General features: G+C 38.5%; 12 protein-coding genes and 4 pseudogenes. 14 read left to right on the forward strand and 2 right to left on the reverse strand.

The window, feature by feature from the left end; translation table 11 throughout:
• Positions 1 to 147: 147 nt before the first annotated feature.
• Positions 148 to 1,710: an MDR family MFS transporter gene (locus JCM9152_RS02550; protein WP_035340526.1), complete on the reverse strand. Its 1,563-nt coding sequence runs from the start codon at positions 1,708 to 1,710 to the stop codon at positions 148 to 150.
• A gap of 210 nt (positions 1,711 to 1,920) precedes the next feature.
• Positions 1,921 to 2,142 (reverse strand): DUF1128 domain-containing protein, encoded by a 222-nt coding sequence (locus JCM9152_RS02555; protein ID WP_035340528.1) that lies wholly within the window; start codon positions 2,140 to 2,142, stop codon positions 1,921 to 1,923.
• 363 nt (positions 2,143 to 2,505) lie between these two features.
• Between JCM9152_RS02555 and smc the strand changes: the two are divergent.
• The 14 genes and pseudogenes from smc to JCM9152_RS02625 all read left to right on the forward strand — a co-directional run bounded on the left by smc (position 2,506) and on the right by JCM9152_RS02625 (position 16,406).
• Positions 2,506 to 6,073 (forward strand): annotated as a pseudogene (gene smc, locus JCM9152_RS02560) (chromosome segregation protein SMC).
• Positions 6,074 to 6,083: 10 nt separating this feature from the next.
• Entirely contained in the window at positions 6,084 to 7,076 is a 993-nt protein-coding gene (gene ftsY / locus JCM9152_RS02565; protein ID WP_035340530.1) for a signal recognition particle-docking protein FtsY, read from the forward strand.
• Positions 7,077 to 7,187: 111 nt separating this feature from the next.
• Positions 7,188 to 7,496, forward strand: coding sequence for a putative DNA-binding protein (locus JCM9152_RS02570; protein WP_439644187.1), 309 nt, complete (start codon positions 7,188 to 7,190; stop codon positions 7,494 to 7,496).
• 11 nt (positions 7,497 to 7,507) lie between these two features.
• On the forward strand, positions 7,508 to 8,863 hold the full coding sequence (ffh, locus tag JCM9152_RS02575) for a signal recognition particle protein (RefSeq protein ID WP_035340534.1): 1,356 nt from the start codon (positions 7,508 to 7,510) through the stop codon (positions 8,861 to 8,863).
• A gap of 81 nt (positions 8,864 to 8,944) precedes the next feature.
• Positions 8,945 to 9,217 (forward strand): 30S ribosomal protein S16, encoded by a 273-nt coding sequence (rpsP, locus tag JCM9152_RS02580; protein WP_035340536.1) that lies wholly within the window; start codon positions 8,945 to 8,947, stop codon positions 9,215 to 9,217.
• A gap of 21 nt (positions 9,218 to 9,238) precedes the next feature.
• Positions 9,239 to 9,466, forward strand: a complete 228-nt coding sequence (locus tag JCM9152_RS02585; protein WP_035340538.1) for a KH domain-containing protein — start codon at positions 9,239 to 9,241, stop codon at positions 9,464 to 9,466.
• Between the two features lie 456 nt (positions 9,467 to 9,922).
• Positions 9,923 to 10,443 (forward strand): annotated as a pseudogene (gene rimM, locus JCM9152_RS02590) (ribosome maturation factor RimM).
• Positions 10,440 to 11,188 (forward strand): annotated as a pseudogene (trmD, locus tag JCM9152_RS02595) (tRNA (guanosine(37)-N1)-methyltransferase TrmD). The pseudogenes rimM and trmD overlap by 4 nt, the downstream one beginning before the upstream one ends.
• Positions 11,189 to 11,298: 110 nt before the next feature.
• A pseudogene (rplS, locus tag JCM9152_RS02600) lies at positions 11,299 to 11,642 on the forward strand (50S ribosomal protein L19).
• 186 nt (positions 11,643 to 11,828) lie between these two features.
• Complete coding sequence (gene lepB, locus JCM9152_RS02605) at positions 11,829 to 12,389, forward strand: signal peptidase I (protein ID WP_148296418.1); 561 nt, start codon at positions 11,829 to 11,831, stop codon at positions 12,387 to 12,389.
• 8 nt (positions 12,390 to 12,397) lie between these two features.
• Positions 12,398 to 13,246: a ribosome biogenesis GTPase YlqF gene (gene ylqF, locus JCM9152_RS02610; protein WP_035340540.1), complete on the forward strand. Its 849-nt coding sequence runs from the start codon at positions 12,398 to 12,400 to the stop codon at positions 13,244 to 13,246.
• A 198-nt stretch (positions 13,247 to 13,444) separates the two neighbouring features.
• Complete coding sequence (gene rnhB, locus JCM9152_RS02615; protein WP_035340542.1) at positions 13,445 to 14,212, forward strand: ribonuclease HII; 768 nt, start codon at positions 13,445 to 13,447, stop codon at positions 14,210 to 14,212.
• Between the two features lie 251 nt (positions 14,213 to 14,463).
• Positions 14,464 to 16,122, forward strand: a complete 1,659-nt coding sequence (locus tag JCM9152_RS02620; RefSeq protein WP_035340544.1) for a hypothetical protein — start codon at positions 14,464 to 14,466, stop codon at positions 16,120 to 16,122.
• Positions 16,119 to 16,406, forward strand: coding sequence for an EscU/YscU/HrcU family type III secretion system export apparatus switch protein (locus JCM9152_RS02625; RefSeq protein ID WP_035340546.1), 288 nt, complete (start codon positions 16,119 to 16,121; stop codon positions 16,404 to 16,406). The genes JCM9152_RS02620 and JCM9152_RS02625 overlap by 4 nt, the downstream gene beginning before the upstream one ends.
• The last annotated feature ends 38 nt before the right edge of the window (positions 16,407 to 16,444 follow it).

Here is a 16,444-nt window from a genome sequence, read left to right on the forward strand (position 1 = left end):
AATCGCATAAGCTGGTCAGAAAAATTAAAGCTCCCACTGTAGCAAAATATGCATATGCCTCAGCATATTTTAATAGCTGAATTGGAAAAGTCTGATCGTGATCGCGACGATTAAAAAAGTCGATGTGAGTAGCTAGTGTAGCTATCATCACATCGACTTTTCTTCATTCGATTCTCGAAGTGGGATTTCTTTTAAGAAGCCTGTCACGATTAAGGCTAAGCCTATTATAATGGATGCTGTAAGAAATACAGAGGATAAAGAAGCACTTAACATTTCTTGTAAGGAAGAGAGAAGTTGATCAAAGATAGCGATGGACTCATGCGGTACATGACTTCGGATTAATTCAACTTCTCCTGGTTCCATTAATAAGCTAGGGTTCATTAGCTGAGAGGGATCAATAGACATTCCCTCTAATGAAGTTGGGATACTCATTTCGTTTAATTGTTTTCCCATACGAGCATTTAAAATCGTACCAAGTAAAGCGACGCCAATTGTTCCTCCCATTTGTCTAGAAAGTTGAGAAGTTGCTGTTACGACACCTAAATATCGATGTTCGACTGCGTTTTGCACGGTTAAAGTAAAAATCGGCATCGTTAAACCAAGGCCTATACCACAAATCATTAAGTAAAAAATGAGTGTAATTAGTGAGCTTTCAGTTGATAAAGTGGAATTAAGAAAAAGGCCAATAGAAAATAGTAGAAAACCAATTAAAGCAAAGTGTTTATATTTCCCAGTTTTCGTAATGAGCTGCCCGGCAATTGTACTGAAGGCGACCATCGACAGAGTCATAGCGATTTCGGTTAATCCAGAAACTGTAGCTGAGCGTCCTAAAACCCCTTGAACGAAAAAAGGAACGTACATAATGACTCCAAACATACCAACCCCTGATAAAAAAGAAACTAAATTCGAAACAGAAACGATACGATTTTTAAATAAGTTGAGAGGAACAACAGGACTTGGTACATGTTGCTCTATCCATAGAAAAAGTGAGAATGATACGAAGAATACTAGGAACATACTTATGACTTGAATGGAAGTCCAACCGTAATCGTTCCCTCCCCAGCTGACTGCTAGCAATAATGAAAGGATAGCCACAGCTAATGTTATTGATCCGAAATAATCAATTTTCTCGCCTGCTTTTTTCTCAACTTGAGGGTACAGTCTGAGAATCATCAAGAATGCAAAAACACCAACAGGTAGAAAAATCCAGAATACCCATGACCAATTAAGGTTATCGACAATGACACCACCTAATGTTGGACCAATTAAACTAGAAACTCCAAATACACCACCCATTAATCCTTGCCAGCGACCTCGTTCACGAGGTGAAAATAAGTCTCCAATTGTCGTAAAAGCAGATGACATAATCATGCCTCCACCAAAACCTTGAATGCCTCTGAAAATAATGAGTTGAATAATCGTATTTGAAAAGCCACTTAGTAAGCCACCAATTGTAAAGATGGCAATACCAGTTAAAATAAATGGCTTGCGACCATAAATATCAGATAATTTACCAACTAGTATAGCGGTTGTACTAGCTGTTAACATATAAATCGTGAACACCCAACTATAAAAATCCATTCCACCAATATCAGCAACAATTTTAGGTAATGACGTTCCTATAATTGTCATGTTTAAAGCAGCAAAAAGAAGGGCAGACATGACAGCGACCATAATCGTTAACTTTTTTTTGAAATCCAAATTTTCCATTGCTACATCCTCCAGTATAAATAACAGACCTATATACTTGTTGTAACTGTTCAATTATTGTCCCAAATTTATTTTACCATGAAACGAGTACAATTAAATAAAAGTCTGATCATTTCAATGGGGTGTTTATGGAGCATTTTAAAAACAAAGAAAAATGCTAAATAGAGGCTTGGATACTTTTGTCCCAGCCTCTCCTAACAATAACTTGCATTATTTTCGTAGTTGTCCTAATTCAGTAACGATTGCATCCAATTCACTTACTGAAAAACTAGACTGTTTTTTGACATGCTCATAAATATCACGTAAATCGTCATATTGCTCAGTGTCGAAGTTTTTTGAATTTAATGCGCTAGCATTTACAATTTGTAGCTTGTCTTTAATTGAGTCAAGCATAAATTCAATGTTTTCTCTCGATTGAGTATCTAAATTCATGATCTCACTCCTCATTTCTAGTGATTTCATCGTACCATAGCTATTCCACTTTGTCCTCTCTAAATCCAATTTACATTGAAAAAGAAGGTAGTGAAAAAGTTCGGGTTTATGAGGCCACTAAAAAAGTAAAAATCAACTTTTTCAGTATCTTTGATTTGACAAGCAATGGCTTCGTTTGCTACTCGTCTTGTGGCGAAAAAAACACTCACCACAAGACTTTAAACGATGTAGCGACTACACTCATTGCCTAGAGGATGTTCAAAAAGGGAAAAACCGTCCATTTTGAACAACCTCTATATGTCAATTCTTTTGTTAATATGATAAAATTATTTAGTTGTCATACATAGTTAGGAGGAGAAGACTATGTTCCTCAAACGACTAGAGGTCGTCGGATTTAAATCATTTGCTGAAAAAATGAATATTGATTTTGTTCCAGGTGTAACGGCAGTCGTTGGACCAAATGGAAGTGGGAAAAGTAATATTTCAGATAGTATACGCTGGGTTCTTGGGGAACAATCGGCGAAGTCATTAAGAGGAGCAAAAATGGAGGATATCATTTTTGCTGGAAGTGATAGTCGTAAACCACTAAACTATGCTGAAGTGAGCTTAATACTAGACAATGAGGATCAATACATAGCGATCGATTATAGTGAAGTCAGTGTAACGAGGCGGGTTTATCGGTCGGGTGATAGTGAGTATTTTATTAATAAGCAGATTTGTCGTTTAAAGGATATTGTTGATTTGTTCCTTGATTCTGGACTTGGAAAGGAAGCCTATTCAATCATTGGCCAAGGGAAAATAGAAGAAATTTTAAGCAATAAGCCTGAAGATCGTCGTGTCATTTTTGAAGAAGCCGCCGGCGTTTTTGAAATATAAAACGAGAAAAGTCAAAGCCGAGAAACGTTTAACCGAGACACAAGATAATTTACTTCGTGTGGAGGATATTCTCCATGAGCTTGAGTCGCAAGTGGAGCCATTAAAGGAACAAGCTTCACTTGCGAAGGAATATTTAGCGATTAAAGAGGAATTAAAAGAAATAGATATTGCCTTAATGGTGTTTGAAATTGAGCAATTACATGAGAATTGGCTATTAAAAAAAGAACAACTGGCGACAGAGACGGAGAAACTTCAACATCTAAATGAAGAGTTGACTGATTTAGAAGAGCAGCGTCTTAAGGTACGTGAGAACTTAAGTAATATGAGTCAACGTCTATCTAATATGCAGGATGAACTCCTTCATTCTAGTGAAGAGTTAGAGAAAAATGAAGGTCGTAAAGAAGTATTAAAAGAACGACGGAAAAATGCATCACAACATAAAGAGCAGTTAGAGAAATCGATTGCTGAAAAGAAAGAGCAATTAGAGTCAGCACAAAAAAAGTTCGAAGAAGAGCAGAAGAAAGAGCAAGAAATTCGATCTCGTTTAAATGAATTTAAGCGTACTGTTTCAGAAAAGGAGCAGCTTGCTAATCGTTCTGCAACCGATTTAGAAGAGGAAATGGATCAATTAAAATCAGACTATATAGAAGTTTTGAATGAACAAGCGAGTATTCGTAATGAAAAACGTTACTTAGAAGAACAAATTGATCATCAAAAAAAGAAGCAACAACGTTTGTTAACAGAAAATGAAGATATTGTTCAAGTTCATCAAAAGTGGCTAAATGAGCTTGAGGAAGCTAAGCACAAAGAGTCGGTTAAGCAACGAGAGTTGGAGCGAATAACGGACGAATATCGGCGAATTTCGAGTCAAGCTGAAAAGCAGGAGTCGATGTATCAACAGAAAGAATCAAAGCTGTATGAAACCTTTCAGCTTCAGCAAAAGCTCCAATCACGTGCAGATGTATTGGAGGAAATGCAATCGGACTTTTCTGGTTTTTTTCATGGTGTTAAGGAAATCCTAAAGGAACGAAATGGTAAATTGACAGGGATACTCGGGGCTGTTGCTGAATTATTACGTGTGCCGAAGCAATATGAAACGGCGATCGAAATTGCATTAGGTGGAGCAACACAACATATTGTTGTTGATAGTGAAGAGAATGCACGAAAGGCGATTCAATATTTAAAACTGAACCGAATTGGACGAGCGACATTTTTACCTTTACCTGTATTAAAGGCAAGGACGATACCAGCAGCCCAAGTACAGGCTTTGAGTGAACATTCAGGCTTCTTAGGTGTTGCAGCAAGTCTTATACGTTCGGATGAGCGATTTCGACCTGTATTAGAGCATCTGCTCGGCAATGTTATTATTGCTGAAGATTTACAGGCTGCTAATGAGTTAGCCAAGAGGATTGGACATCGCTTTCGTGTCGTGACATTAGAAGGAGATGTTGTTAATACAGGTGGTTCGATGACCGGGGGGGCAGTGAAACAAAAGCAAACACCACTTCTTGGTCGTAAACGAGAACTAGAAGATTTACAAAATAAGCTTTCAGATCTAAAGAAAGTCGCCGATTCATTAGAAAAGGAAGTGAAGGAGTTAAAAAATGTTTCTCAACAATTAATGGAGAAACGAGAATCATTAAGAGGAAGCGGAGAGACCATTAGGCAAGAATGGCAGGAGATGAAATCTCACGTTACAGTCATTGAGCGAGAGTTGGAATTGACAAAAGATCAATTTACACGCTTCGATCGAGAAAAAGATAGCTTTACGAATGAGATCAGTCAAATGACTGAACGGATTCAAACGTTAAACTCAACCTATGACGTTATGGTAGAGAAAGGTCAGCAATTAGAACAAACGGTAAAGGCATTAGAGCGAAAACAAAAAGAACAAAAAGAATCTGAGGAAACATTACAAGAACAATTAACGACTGGAAAAATTGAACTTGCGCGTATAAAAGAACAATACCAAGCGATTTCGTCACAGGTCGATTATTGGGGGACGATGAAAGAACAATTTGAGAGTGAATATCGTGACCTTAATGATCAATATAAAGATTTACTTCATGAAATGTCTGACCGTACGAATGGGGAAGATCACATTAATGAAATGATTAGTGAAAGCAGGCTAAAAAAGCAAGAATTAACTGTACAAATTACATCATTGCGCGAAGAAAGAGAACAGCAAGAGCAGCGATTAGTACAAGTAGAACAAGCGCAAAAGGAAAAACAACAATTACAGTCTGCTGTTAGCAATGAATGTACGTCGATTGAAGTAAAGGTTAATCGAATGGATGTCGATCTAGATAATCGCTTATCTTCTCTCCAGGAGGAATACGAGCTTTCCTTTGAAGCTGCACAACAGGCCTATCAGCTTACAATTGATGCCAATGAAGCGAAGACGAAGGTAAGGTTAATGAAGCGGTCTATTGATGAATTAGGTACAGTAAACATTGGTGCAATTGAGGAATATGAACGTGTGAGTGAACGCTATGATTTTCTTACGACACAGCAAAAGGATTTGCAGGAAGCTAAAGAGACACTGCATACGGTTATTACTGAAATGGATCAAGAAATGACGAAACGATTTTACGATACGTATGTTCATATTCGCTCACATTTTCAAGTGATATACAAAAAGCTATTTGGTGGTGGTGAAGCCGATTTAGTTCTAACAGAGCCAGACAACCTACTTGATACAGGTGTTGAAATTATGGCACGGCCACCAGGAAAAAAAATGCAAAACTTAGGTTTGCTTTCAGGAGGAGAACGTTCATTGACAGCGATCGCATTACTTTTTGCGATACTACGTGTACGGCCTGTTCCGTTTTGTGTTCTTGATGAGGTAGAAGCAGCATTAGATGAAGCAAATGTCAGTAGATTTGCACAATTTTTAAAGGAATTTAGTGAAGCGACTCAATTCATTGTTATTACACATCGAAGCGGGACAATGGAAGAAGCAGATGTTCTCTACGGTGTGACAATGGAAGAATCAGGTGTTTCAAAGCTCGTTTCTGTCCGGCTGGAGGAAACGAAAGAATTAATAGAAAGTTAGGTGTGAGCACATGAGTTTCTTTAAAAAACTGAAAGAAAAAATAACCAACCAAACAGTAGACGTGACAGACAAGTTTAAAGAAGGATTAGAAAAGACAAGAGATTCGGTCGTCGGTAAAATGAATGAGCTCGTTTCACGCTATCGCAAAGTAGATGAGGAGTTCTTTGAAGAGCTAGAAGAGATTTTAATTGAATCAGATGTTGGTGTAACAACAGTGATGGATTTAATTGATGAGATCAAGGACGAGGTTAGACTTCAAAACATTAAAGATACAAAGGATATTCAACCGATTATTTCAGAAAAGCTAGCAGGTTTATTAGAGAAGCAAGATGAAACGGCGTTACAATTAAATGAAAATGGCATGAGTGTCATCCTCTTTGTTGGAGTAAATGGTGTAGGTAAAACGACAACAATTGGGAAGTTAGCGAACCAATTGAAAGAAGAAGGGAAATCAGTTTTACTTGCAGCGGGTGATACGTTTAGAGCTGGAGCGATTGAACAGCTTGAAGTGTGGGGAGAACGTGTAGGTGTTGATGTTATAAAGCACCAGGAAGGGTCTGATCCAGCTGCTGTCATGTATGATGCTCTACAAGCGGCAAAGGCAAGAAATATTGATGTCTTACTTTGTGATACTGCTGGAAGGTTACAAAATAAAGTGAATTTAATGAACGAACTAGCAAAGGTGAAACGCGTGATCGAAAGAGAGGTTCCTGGTGCTCCTCATGAAGTGCTACTCGTATTGGATGCGACAACAGGGCAGAATGCTCTTTCACAGGCAAAATCATTCAGCGCCGCAACAAATGTTACAGGCATTGTTTTGACAAAGCTAGATGGTACAGCAAAAGGTGGAATTGTACTAGCGATCCGACATGAGCTAGATATTCCAGTGAAGTTTGTTGGATTAGGTGAAAAGGTTGACGATCTGCAAGCTTTTAATGCGGAACAGTTTGTGTATGGCCTGTTTAAAGAAGTGATTGAAGAGCAGGATCAAGAAGGGAAATAGTACTTGTTAAGAAAAAAACTTGACACATACTTTTCATTCGTGTAAGATAATGATTCGTAAAGGGAAATCACTTAACAAGGGGTTGATGATGTGTTAGATAAGACGCTCCGAATGAACTATTTGTTTGATTTTTATCAGTCGTTACTAACACAGAAGCAACGTAAGTATATGTCACTTTACTACCTAGATGATTTCTCTTTAGGTGAAATTGCTGAAGAATTTGACGTTAGTCGCCAAGCTGTTTACGATAATATTAAACGAACAGAAGCGATGCTTGAAGGATATGAGAATAAGCTTAAGCTCTTGTTCAAATTTGAGCAGCGTACAGATCTTATGGCGAGGTTACGAACATTGATTCATCAAAAAGCGACTCCTGAAGAGGTTCTGTCACTGCTTGACACTCTTGAGAAATTAGACTAGGAGGCGACAACATGGCATTTGAAGGTTTAGCGGAGCGATTGCAAGGAACGTTAACGAAAATACGTGGTAAAGGAAAAGTTAGTGAACAAGACGTTAAAGAAATGATGCGTGAAGTTCGCTTAGCCTTGCTAGAAGCGGATGTTAACTTTAAAGTAGTAAAGCAATTCATAGCAAGTGTACGTGAAAAAGCTCTTGGACAAGAAGTGATGAAGAGCTTAACGCCAGGACAGCAAGTCATTAAGGTTGTTAATGAAGAATTAACAGCATTGATGGGGGGAGAACAGAGTAAGATTGCCGTTTCATCTAAATCCCCGACGGTTGTAATGATGGTTGGTTTACAAGGTGCTGGTAAGACAACAACGACAGCTAAGTTAGCGAACCATTTACGTAAAAACCATAACCGTAAGCCATTATTAGTTGCCGCTGATATTTATCGGCCAGCAGCAATTAAACAGCTAGAGACGCTAGGAAAGCAGCTTAACATGCCTGTGTTCAACCTAGGTGATCAAGTTAGTCCTGTTGAGATTGCTAAGCAAGCAATTGATAAAGCAAAAGAAGATCATCATGATTATGTCATTATTGATACAGCTGGTCGTTTACACGTAGATGAAGAGTTAATGCAAGAATTGCAGCAAGTAAAAGAAATAGCTAGTCCTGATGAGATTCTACTTGTTGTCGATGCAATGACAGGGCAAGATGCAGTTAATGTAGCTGAGAGCTTCAATGAACAATTGGATGTGACTGGAGTAGTGTTAACCAAATTGGACGGTGACACTCGTGGAGGGGCAGCGATTTCTGTTAAGGCTGTTACGAACACACCAATTAAATTTGCTGGTATGGGTGAGAAGATTGATCAACTTGAACCGTTCCACCCTGAACGTATGGCTTCCCGTATTCTTGGTATGGGAGATGTCCTTTCACTCATTGAGAAGGCTCAAACAAATATTGATGAAGAAAAGGCAAAGCAACTTGAAAAGAAAATGAGAACGATGGATTTTACGTTCGAAGACTTTCTCGAGCAACTAGATCAAGTGCGTAATATGGGGCCATTAGATGAACTTCTCAATATGATGCCTGGAATGAACAAAAAGGGAATGAAAGATTTACAAGTTGATGAAAAGCAGGTTGGGAAAGTTGAAGCCATTGTTCGTTCAATGACGACAAAGGAAAAGCAAGAGCCTTCTATCATTAATGCAAGTAGAAGGAGACGAATTGCTAAAGGAAGTGGAACGTCTATTCAAGATGTAAACCGACTATTAAAACAATTCGAAGATATGAAGAAGATGATGAAGCAAATGACCAATATGTCTTCAGGGAAAGGGAAGAAAAAAGGCAAAGGTCTTGGTGGATTCAAGTTACCTTTTTAGTTAAATCCTTTTTTATCATGTACGGTGGTATGTGATAAAAATTGATCATATATTTTAAATTTTAGTGGAGGTGTTTAACGAATGGCAGTAAAAATTCGTTTAAAGCGCATGGGTTCAAAAAAGGCCCCATTTTATCGTGTAGTAGTAGCAGATTCACGTTCACCACGTGATGGACGTTTCATTGAAGAAATTGGAACGTATAATCCATTAACACAGCCAGCAAAGGTTGATCTTGAAGAGGAAAAAGCACTTGAATGGATGTTAAAAGGTGCAAAGCCTTCTGATACAGTGCGTAACCTGTTTTCAAATGCTGGTTTAATGGAAAAGCTTCATAATGCCAAAAACCAAAAGTAATTCTTCGAAAAGGAGAATCTAATGAGAGCGTTACTAGAACATATGGTGAAAGCAATTGTCGATCATCCAGAAGATATTCGGATTGAAGAAGTCACGGAAGGACAGACGTTGCGGTTGCAATTGTATGTCCATCGCGAGGATATTGGGAAAGTAATAGGGAAGCAAGGACGAACAGCTAAAGCCATTCGTACGATTCTCTATGCAGCACCTTCATCGTATAAGCGTGTTCAATTAGACATCATGGAATAGTAATGTGCAAGTAATGGGTGAGGGGATCCTCACCCATTTTCTGTACATATTGAGGCTGGGACATAACGAAAGTGTTAAATTGAAGATTCGAACAATGGGCGAACGAAGCGAATGACATATGCGAAGATTCCTGCGGGATGTAAAGAAAGCCACTGAAAAAGTTAAAACTAAACTTTTTCAGTGGCCTCGCGTAGCATGAAGAGGCTCGTCAGCTTCCCGCGGAAAGCGAAGTTATATTTTTAGGAGTGTCTTATTTACACCGCCATGTATTTATTCGGGTTCTTATTTATGAAAACACTTTTGCCTCAACCTCCTTTTGTACAAATTAAGAATATAGTCTTTGAATTTAGCTTAAAATAACAAGATGTGTCTGTTGTTACATCATGATTGATTTAAACAAATATATTATCCATTTAGTGAGGAATATACAATACTTACGAATAAGGAGGGTAAGTGATGGCTGAGGATTGGTTTCGAGTAGGCAAAGTCGTTAATACCCATGGAGTTAGGGGCGAAGTGCGGGTTATTTCATCAACTGATTTCAGTGATGAAAGATATGCGGTAGGTTCTGAACTAATGATACGCTTACAGACGAATGAGGAAGTAAGCGTAACAGTTAGTCATCATCGCATACATAAGCAGTTTGATTTACTTCAATTTGAAGGCTACTCCTCGATAAATGATGTCGAAAAATTTAAAGGGTGTACATTATATGTGTCTAGTCAGTATTTAACAGATCTTGATGAGGATGAGTATTACTATTATGAAATCATCGGTTGTAGCATTATGACAGATCAAGGAGCAACGATAGGAAGGTAAAGGAAATTGTTCAAACGGGAGCGAATGATGTTTGGGTTGTTCAAAGAAGTAGTGGTGGCAAGGACATTTTGATCCCCTTTATTGATGATGTTGTTAAAGACATTTCCATAGCGGATAAAAAGATAACGATTCATTTAATGGAAGGGTTACTTGAATGAAGATTGACATTTTAACGCTATTTCCTGAAATGTTTGATGGGGTGTTTGAAACATCGATTTTGAAAAAAGCACAGCAGGCTGGAATTGTTTCATTAAATACGATTAATTATCGTCAATTTGCCAATGATAAACATCAAAAAGTGGATGATTATCCTTATGGCGGAGGTGCTGGAATGGTACTTAAACCGCAGCTATTTTTGATGCAATCGAGCATGTGAAGCAAGCATCTGAGTATGAGCACCCTCACGTCGTTCTTCTTTGCCCACAAGGAGAGCCATATACACAGGCAAAAGCAGAACAATTAACGCAAAAAGAGCATTTGATTTTTATTTGTGGTCATTATGAAGGGTATGATGAGCGAATCAGAGAGCATCTAGTAGATGAAGACATTTCGATAGGTGATTATGTCTTAACGGGTGGTGAGATCGGAGCAATGGCTATGACAGATAGCATTGTTCGATTATTACCTGGGGTGTTAGGAAATGCCAATTCAGCTTTGCTAGATTCTTTTTCAACGGGGTTATTGGAACACCCCCAATATACAAGACCAGCTAAATTTCGTGGGAAGGTAGTCCCGGATATATTACTTTCAGGTCATCATGAACGAATTGAGGAGTGGCGTAGAAAAGAAGCATTGAAGAGAACATGGAGCCGTCGCCCTGATTTACTAAAGGGGAAGCAGCTAAATGATGAAGAAAAGAAATGGATACGTGAATTTTCACAAAAAAAAGATGAATCATCTTGAGAAGTTATGAATGCTATGGTATTATAAGGCTTGTGGCTAATTGCCCGTAATTACGATGTTCCGCTGCAGGTTCGACTGATAAGAGCATCTGTAAGGAAGGAGTGGAAGTTATGAACAACATTATCCGAGAAATTACGAATGAACAATTACGTAATGACATTCCAACGTTCCGTGCTGGTGATACGTTAACCGTTCACGTTAAGGTAGTAGAGGGAACTCGTGAGCGTATTCAGCTTTTTGAAGGTGTCGTCATTAAACGTCGTGGTACTGGTATTAGTGAAACATTCACTGTACGTAAGATTTCTTATGGTGTAGGTGTTGAGCGTACATTCCCATTACATTCACCTAAGATCGATAAGATCGAAGTGAAGCGTCGCGGTAAAGTACGTCGTGCTAAGCTTTATTACTTACGTACCTACGCGGTAAAGCGGCTCGTATTAAAGAAATTCGTTAAGTAGCATGTAGAAGAAATAATTGAGTTGAGGGTGTTCATATGAGGTGCTAGCCTTGTTTTGAACACCCTCTTTTCATTTTTATATAGGTATCTTTAAAATCCATGACAAGTCTTATTTTTGGCATGAGATTTTCATAAAGGTATGATAAACTAAAGCTTGTTAGTTAGAAAATGGAGGGCGCCTTTATGAGTGAAGAAACCTTAATAGAGGAAGAAAAAGCAGGAAAAAAAGAATCATGGGAGTGGATAAAAGCAATACTTATTGCTTTTGCGATTGCGTTTATCATTCGACAATTTTTATTTGCGCCGGTGATTGTCGATGGAGAGTCGATGGTACCCACATTGGAACATGGTGATCGAATGATTGTTAATAAAATGGCGTACACATTTAGTGATCCGAACCGATTTGATATTATTGTGTTTCACGCTCCAGCAGGAAAAGATTACATAAAGAGAATTATTGGCTTACCTGGTGATGAAATTAAATTTGAGAACGATATATTATATGTAAACGGAGAAGAAGTTGCTGAGGTTTATTTAGATGAGCTAAGAACGAGTTACTCTTCTGAGAATCTTACTCATGATTTTGAGGCGATTATTGTTCCTGAAGACCAAGTTTTTGTGTTAGGAGACAATCGTCGCCGAAGCAAAGACAGCCGAGATATTGGCACGATTCATATGGATGAAGTAATTGGGAGGGCTAATATTGTTTTCTGGCCTTTATCTAACATAAGAATGGCGGAGTAGGTGATGATATGACAATCCAATGGTTTCCAGGCCATATGGCAAAGGCACGTAGAGAAGTAACAGAGAAATTATCTTTAATTGATGTAGTTATTGAGCTAGTGGATGCTCGTGTTCCACTAGCTTCGAGAAATCCGATGATTGATGAGCTAACCGCACATAAACCACGTCTTATCTTATTGAATAAGGCTGATTTAGCAGATCCAGCAGTAACGACAGAGTGGGTACGTTATTTTGAAGAAGCGGGTATGAAAGTATTAGTGATCAATAGTCAAAACGGAAAAGGAACGGAAAAAATCGCCCAAGCATGTCGAGAGCTTGCATCTCCCCTTATAGAAAAGTTAAAAGCAAAGGGAATGAAGCCAAGAGCGATAAGGGCGATGATTTTAGGCATTCCAAATGTCGGGAAGTCAACATTAATTAATAGACTTGCGTCGAAGCGAACGGCCAAAGTAGGAGATCGTCCAGGTGTAACGAAGCAACAACAATGGATTAAAGTCGGGAAAACCCTTGAATTGTTAGATACACCAGGTATTTTATGGCCTAAGTTCGAGGATCAATTAACAGGTTACCTGCTAGCAGCTACAGGTGCTATAAAAGATGAGCTTCTTGACTTTCAAGACATTGCCCTATTTGTTTTAAAAAAAATGAAGGTGTATTATCAAGATCGCTTGAAAGAACGTTATAAGCTTGATGAAATTCCTGAAGATCCAATTGAATTGTTTGATGAAATCGGAAAAAAGCGTGGTTGTTTAATGAGTGGTGGTTACGTTGATTATGACAAAGCTGCAGAGATTATTTTAAGAGAGCTACGTGCTGGAACGTTAGGACCGGTTACATTAGAGCGAGTAGAAGAATAGACTCACATACACCTACATCTATTACGTTGGATGTAGGTGTCATTTTTACTGATTAGATGGCGTCGGTTTTGGATGTTAAACGTTTATCTGTAAGAACGACACATACAAAAAAAGATCAACTTTTACATAACAACTATGTACGTCGCAATTAAGAATTGGTTTCAATAATCCGATACATATCATAAGGAGACATTAGTCATGGGATTATCTCTTAAAGAAATAGAAATGAAGTTAAAAAACAATGAGGATATGGAGGAATGTCTTTTACTATTAAAAAGTGATGATCGAAAAGGAGCGCAAAGATTATTACGAACCTTTACAAGACGTCAAGAGAAAGAAAGACAGCTTGAAGATATGCACAGACAAATGACAGTTTATGAACAAACGTTACGTGAGAATGGATCCAATATGATTGTAGGAATCGATGAGGTAGGCAGAGGGCCATTAGCGGGCCCTGTAGTTGCTTGTGCAGTCATCTTACCTACTGATTTTAAGTTATTAGGTCTAACGGATTCTAAGAAGCTTTCGAAGGCGAAAAGAGAAACATTTGCTGAACAAATTAAAAAGGAAGCCGTTTCTTATTCGATAGCAATGGTACATGCGTTTGAAATTGATCAAATGAACATCTATCAGTCTACGAAAAAAGCGATGTGTCAAGCGATTGAAATGCTACAATATGAACCAGACCATGTACTTGTTGATGCGATGACATTGCCGATTGTAACGAAGCAAACGTCTATTATTAAAGGTGACCAAAAAAGTATATCGATTGCGGCCAGTTCTGTTCTTGCTAAAGTAGCCCGTGATCGCTATATGGAGGAGTTAGAAAATCAATATCCGGGTTATGGCTTTGCTAATCATGCAGGATATGGAACGAAAGAACATCTTGAAGCATTAGAGAGTTTAGGAGTTACAAAGGAGCACCGTCAATCATTTAAACCAATTACTGATCTATTAGCAAATTAGGAGGGCATCAAACAAGTTAAAACCAAACTTTTACAACTGCAATTGATTCCCTCTATGAAAGAAGGGCACTGAAAAAGTCCTTTCTAGTAACTCAAAGAAGAGTAATGGCTTCACTCGTTGCTAGCATGATACGAGAACCCCACTCGTATCAAGCTTTTCAAAATAGGCAACGGTTACGCACATTACTTAAAGGCCACGAAAAAAAGTGCGATTTTCACTTTTTCCGTGGCCTCTATGAAAGGAGTGGTCGTATGATTCCAACTCAATCTACTCAACAAATTCATTCACCTCAGCACCAAGTACGAACCATTTCATTCACACCAGGTCAAATTTTCCAAGGGAAAGTGCTAAAGCTATTTCCGAACCATTTAGCCTCCTTACAAATTAACGGGATGAAAATGACAGGGGTATTAGAGGCATCGTTAATAGCGGGTGAACGTTATTGGTTTGAGGTGAAGGAAAGTAAAGGATTACCTCGTTTGAAAGTGTTGGAGTATCGTTCTAATCAGTCGAAGGGAGCTAATCAACAGAAAGCTGCATCAATAGCAGATTTACTGCGTCATTTAGGAGCTTCTCATATCAAGGAAGCTGAAACGGTCATTACAGCGTTTCAACGGCAAGGTCTTTCCTTTTCAAGAGAGATGATTCAAGCAAGCTCACAGCTGTTAAATCATTCATCACTGCCATCGGATAAAACGATGAAGCTCATTGGACAAATGGTGCAGCGTAATTTACCGTTAACTCCCGCGGTATTCGATGCTTATTGGGCACGTGGAAGTACAGGGGAATTATCCGAGCAATTACAAGCACTGATCAAGCTTCTCGGCCAATCAAGTGATTCTCGCTCAAAACAATGGCTTCAACAAGTACAATCAATTATGCAAGCTTCGACTTTGTCAAAATCAGCACATTCCCCTATTCAGCAACTACTAATCACTGCGTTGAGTGAGGGGGGAAAGGAAGAACAATCTGCTCGTATGATTTTACAACGTCTAGGGGTTCATTTGAACCAAGAAGAGCTTATACAAGCACTTAGAGCGCAACAATCCTACCATGCACTTGGACACACCGAGGCAAATGTAGGAGAGGGAAGGCAAAGAAATGAATTCACCACGTTTATTTCACAAATGCGCAACAGTGAAATCGAAATGTTTATTCGACAAATTTCTAATCACCCATCACTACATGCTATGGAGTCAAGATTAAGTAGCCTCCATTCTGAAGCACTCTCTCAAGGGGAAAGGCAATTACTTATGCAATTGTACGGGGGAGAAAGAAGTCGAATGCAAATGCCTCAGTTTCAGTTACTAGGTTCATTACTAGGGTTTGATTACGAACAAGTACTAACGAAGCACCTTCAAGCAAATGAACTAGCACCCCTTACAATCGCTCAGCAAAACCTTAAGGCTTTGCTACTATCGATGCAGCAACAAAATGGGAGGACGGACCTTCAAACCGTTGCATCAACAATTGTGAATAAATTGACAGCTCAGCAACTTCTATCACATGAGCAATTAGGGTCATTTCATCAATATATTTTTTCAATTCCTTTACAGCTAGGTGCATTCCATACAAATATGACCATGCAATGGGAAGGACAAAAGAATGAAGATGGACAATTAAATCCTGATTATTGTAGAATCTTATTTTATTTAACGTTAGAACATTTGCAAGAGACAGTCGTTGATGTCATGATTCAAAATCGAATTGTATCGGTAACGATTCACAATGAACAGGATCAACCTCATTCATTGCTTAGTCTTTTAACACCAACGTTAAAAAATGCATTACAGCAAAAAGAGTATCAGCTCCTTTCAGTTAACTGGAAAAAGTTAAATGAAGTAGAGCAAAAACAACAAACAAATGACCAAAACTATTCAACTTATAGAGGAGTTGATATTCGTATATGAGTGAACAAAACTCTAAACGTAAGCAAGCTGTTGCCCTTCGATATGACCCAACACGTGAGCCTGCTCCTAAAGTTATGGCAAAAGGAAAAGGATATGTAGCTGAAGAGATTATAGCTAGGGCGAAAGAGCATGCAATTCCCTTACAGGAAGATGCTTCATTAGTTGAATTATTATCACAATTGGAGATACATCAAGCAATTCCAAATGAATTATATGAGGTAGTAGCTGAGGTTTTCTCATATATTTATCAAGTAGATCAGCATCGTTCTACTCACGGTGAATGATCGCCACTAAGTTGAGTATGATAAGTTATGAGACGGAT

Origin of the sequence: Halalkalibacter hemicellulosilyticusJCM 9152, from assembly GCF_000513115.1 — a bacterium.
GTDB lineage: Bacteria > Bacillota > Bacilli > Bacillales > Bacillaceae_D > Halalkalibacter > Halalkalibacter hemicellulosilyticus.

Bases quoted from the DNA above. Each gene is read 5' to 3' on its own strand.
- JCM9152_RS02620 (WP_035340544.1), top strand. From the start codon at position 14,464: ATGATTCCAACTCAATCTACTCAACAAATTCATTCACCTCAGCACCAA.
- ylqF (WP_035340540.1), top strand. From the start codon at position 12,398: ATGACAATCCAATGGTTTCCAGGCCATATGGCAAAGGCACGTAGAGAA.
- JCM9152_RS02585 (WP_035340538.1), top strand. From the start codon at position 9,239: ATGAGAGCGTTACTAGAACATATGGTGAAAGCAATTGTCGATCATCCA.
- ffh (WP_035340534.1), top strand. From the start codon at position 7,508: ATGGCATTTGAAGGTTTAGCGGAGCGATTGCAAGGAACGTTAACGAAA.
- JCM9152_RS02555 (WP_035340528.1), bottom strand. From the start codon at position 2,142: ATGAATTTAGATACTCAATCGAGAGAAAACATTGAATTTATGCTTGAC.
- JCM9152_RS02550 (WP_035340526.1), bottom strand. From the start codon at position 1,710: ATGGAAAATTTGGATTTCAAAAAAAAGTTAACGATTATGGTCGCTGTC.
- rnhB (WP_035340542.1), top strand. From the start codon at position 13,445: ATGGGATTATCTCTTAAAGAAATAGAAATGAAGTTAAAAAACAATGAG.
- rpsP (WP_035340536.1), top strand. From the start codon at position 8,945: ATGGCAGTAAAAATTCGTTTAAAGCGCATGGGTTCAAAAAAGGCCCCA.
- JCM9152_RS02570 (WP_439644187.1), top strand. From the start codon at position 7,188: ATGAACTATTTGTTTGATTTTTATCAGTCGTTACTAACACAGAAGCAA.
- ftsY (WP_035340530.1), top strand. From the start codon at position 6,084: ATGAGTTTCTTTAAAAAACTGAAAGAAAAAATAACCAACCAAACAGTA.
- JCM9152_RS02625 (WP_035340546.1), top strand. From the start codon at position 16,119: ATGAGTGAACAAAACTCTAAACGTAAGCAAGCTGTTGCCCTTCGATAT.
- lepB (WP_148296418.1), top strand. From the start codon at position 11,829: ATGAGTGAAGAAACCTTAATAGAGGAAGAAAAAGCAGGAAAAAAAGAA.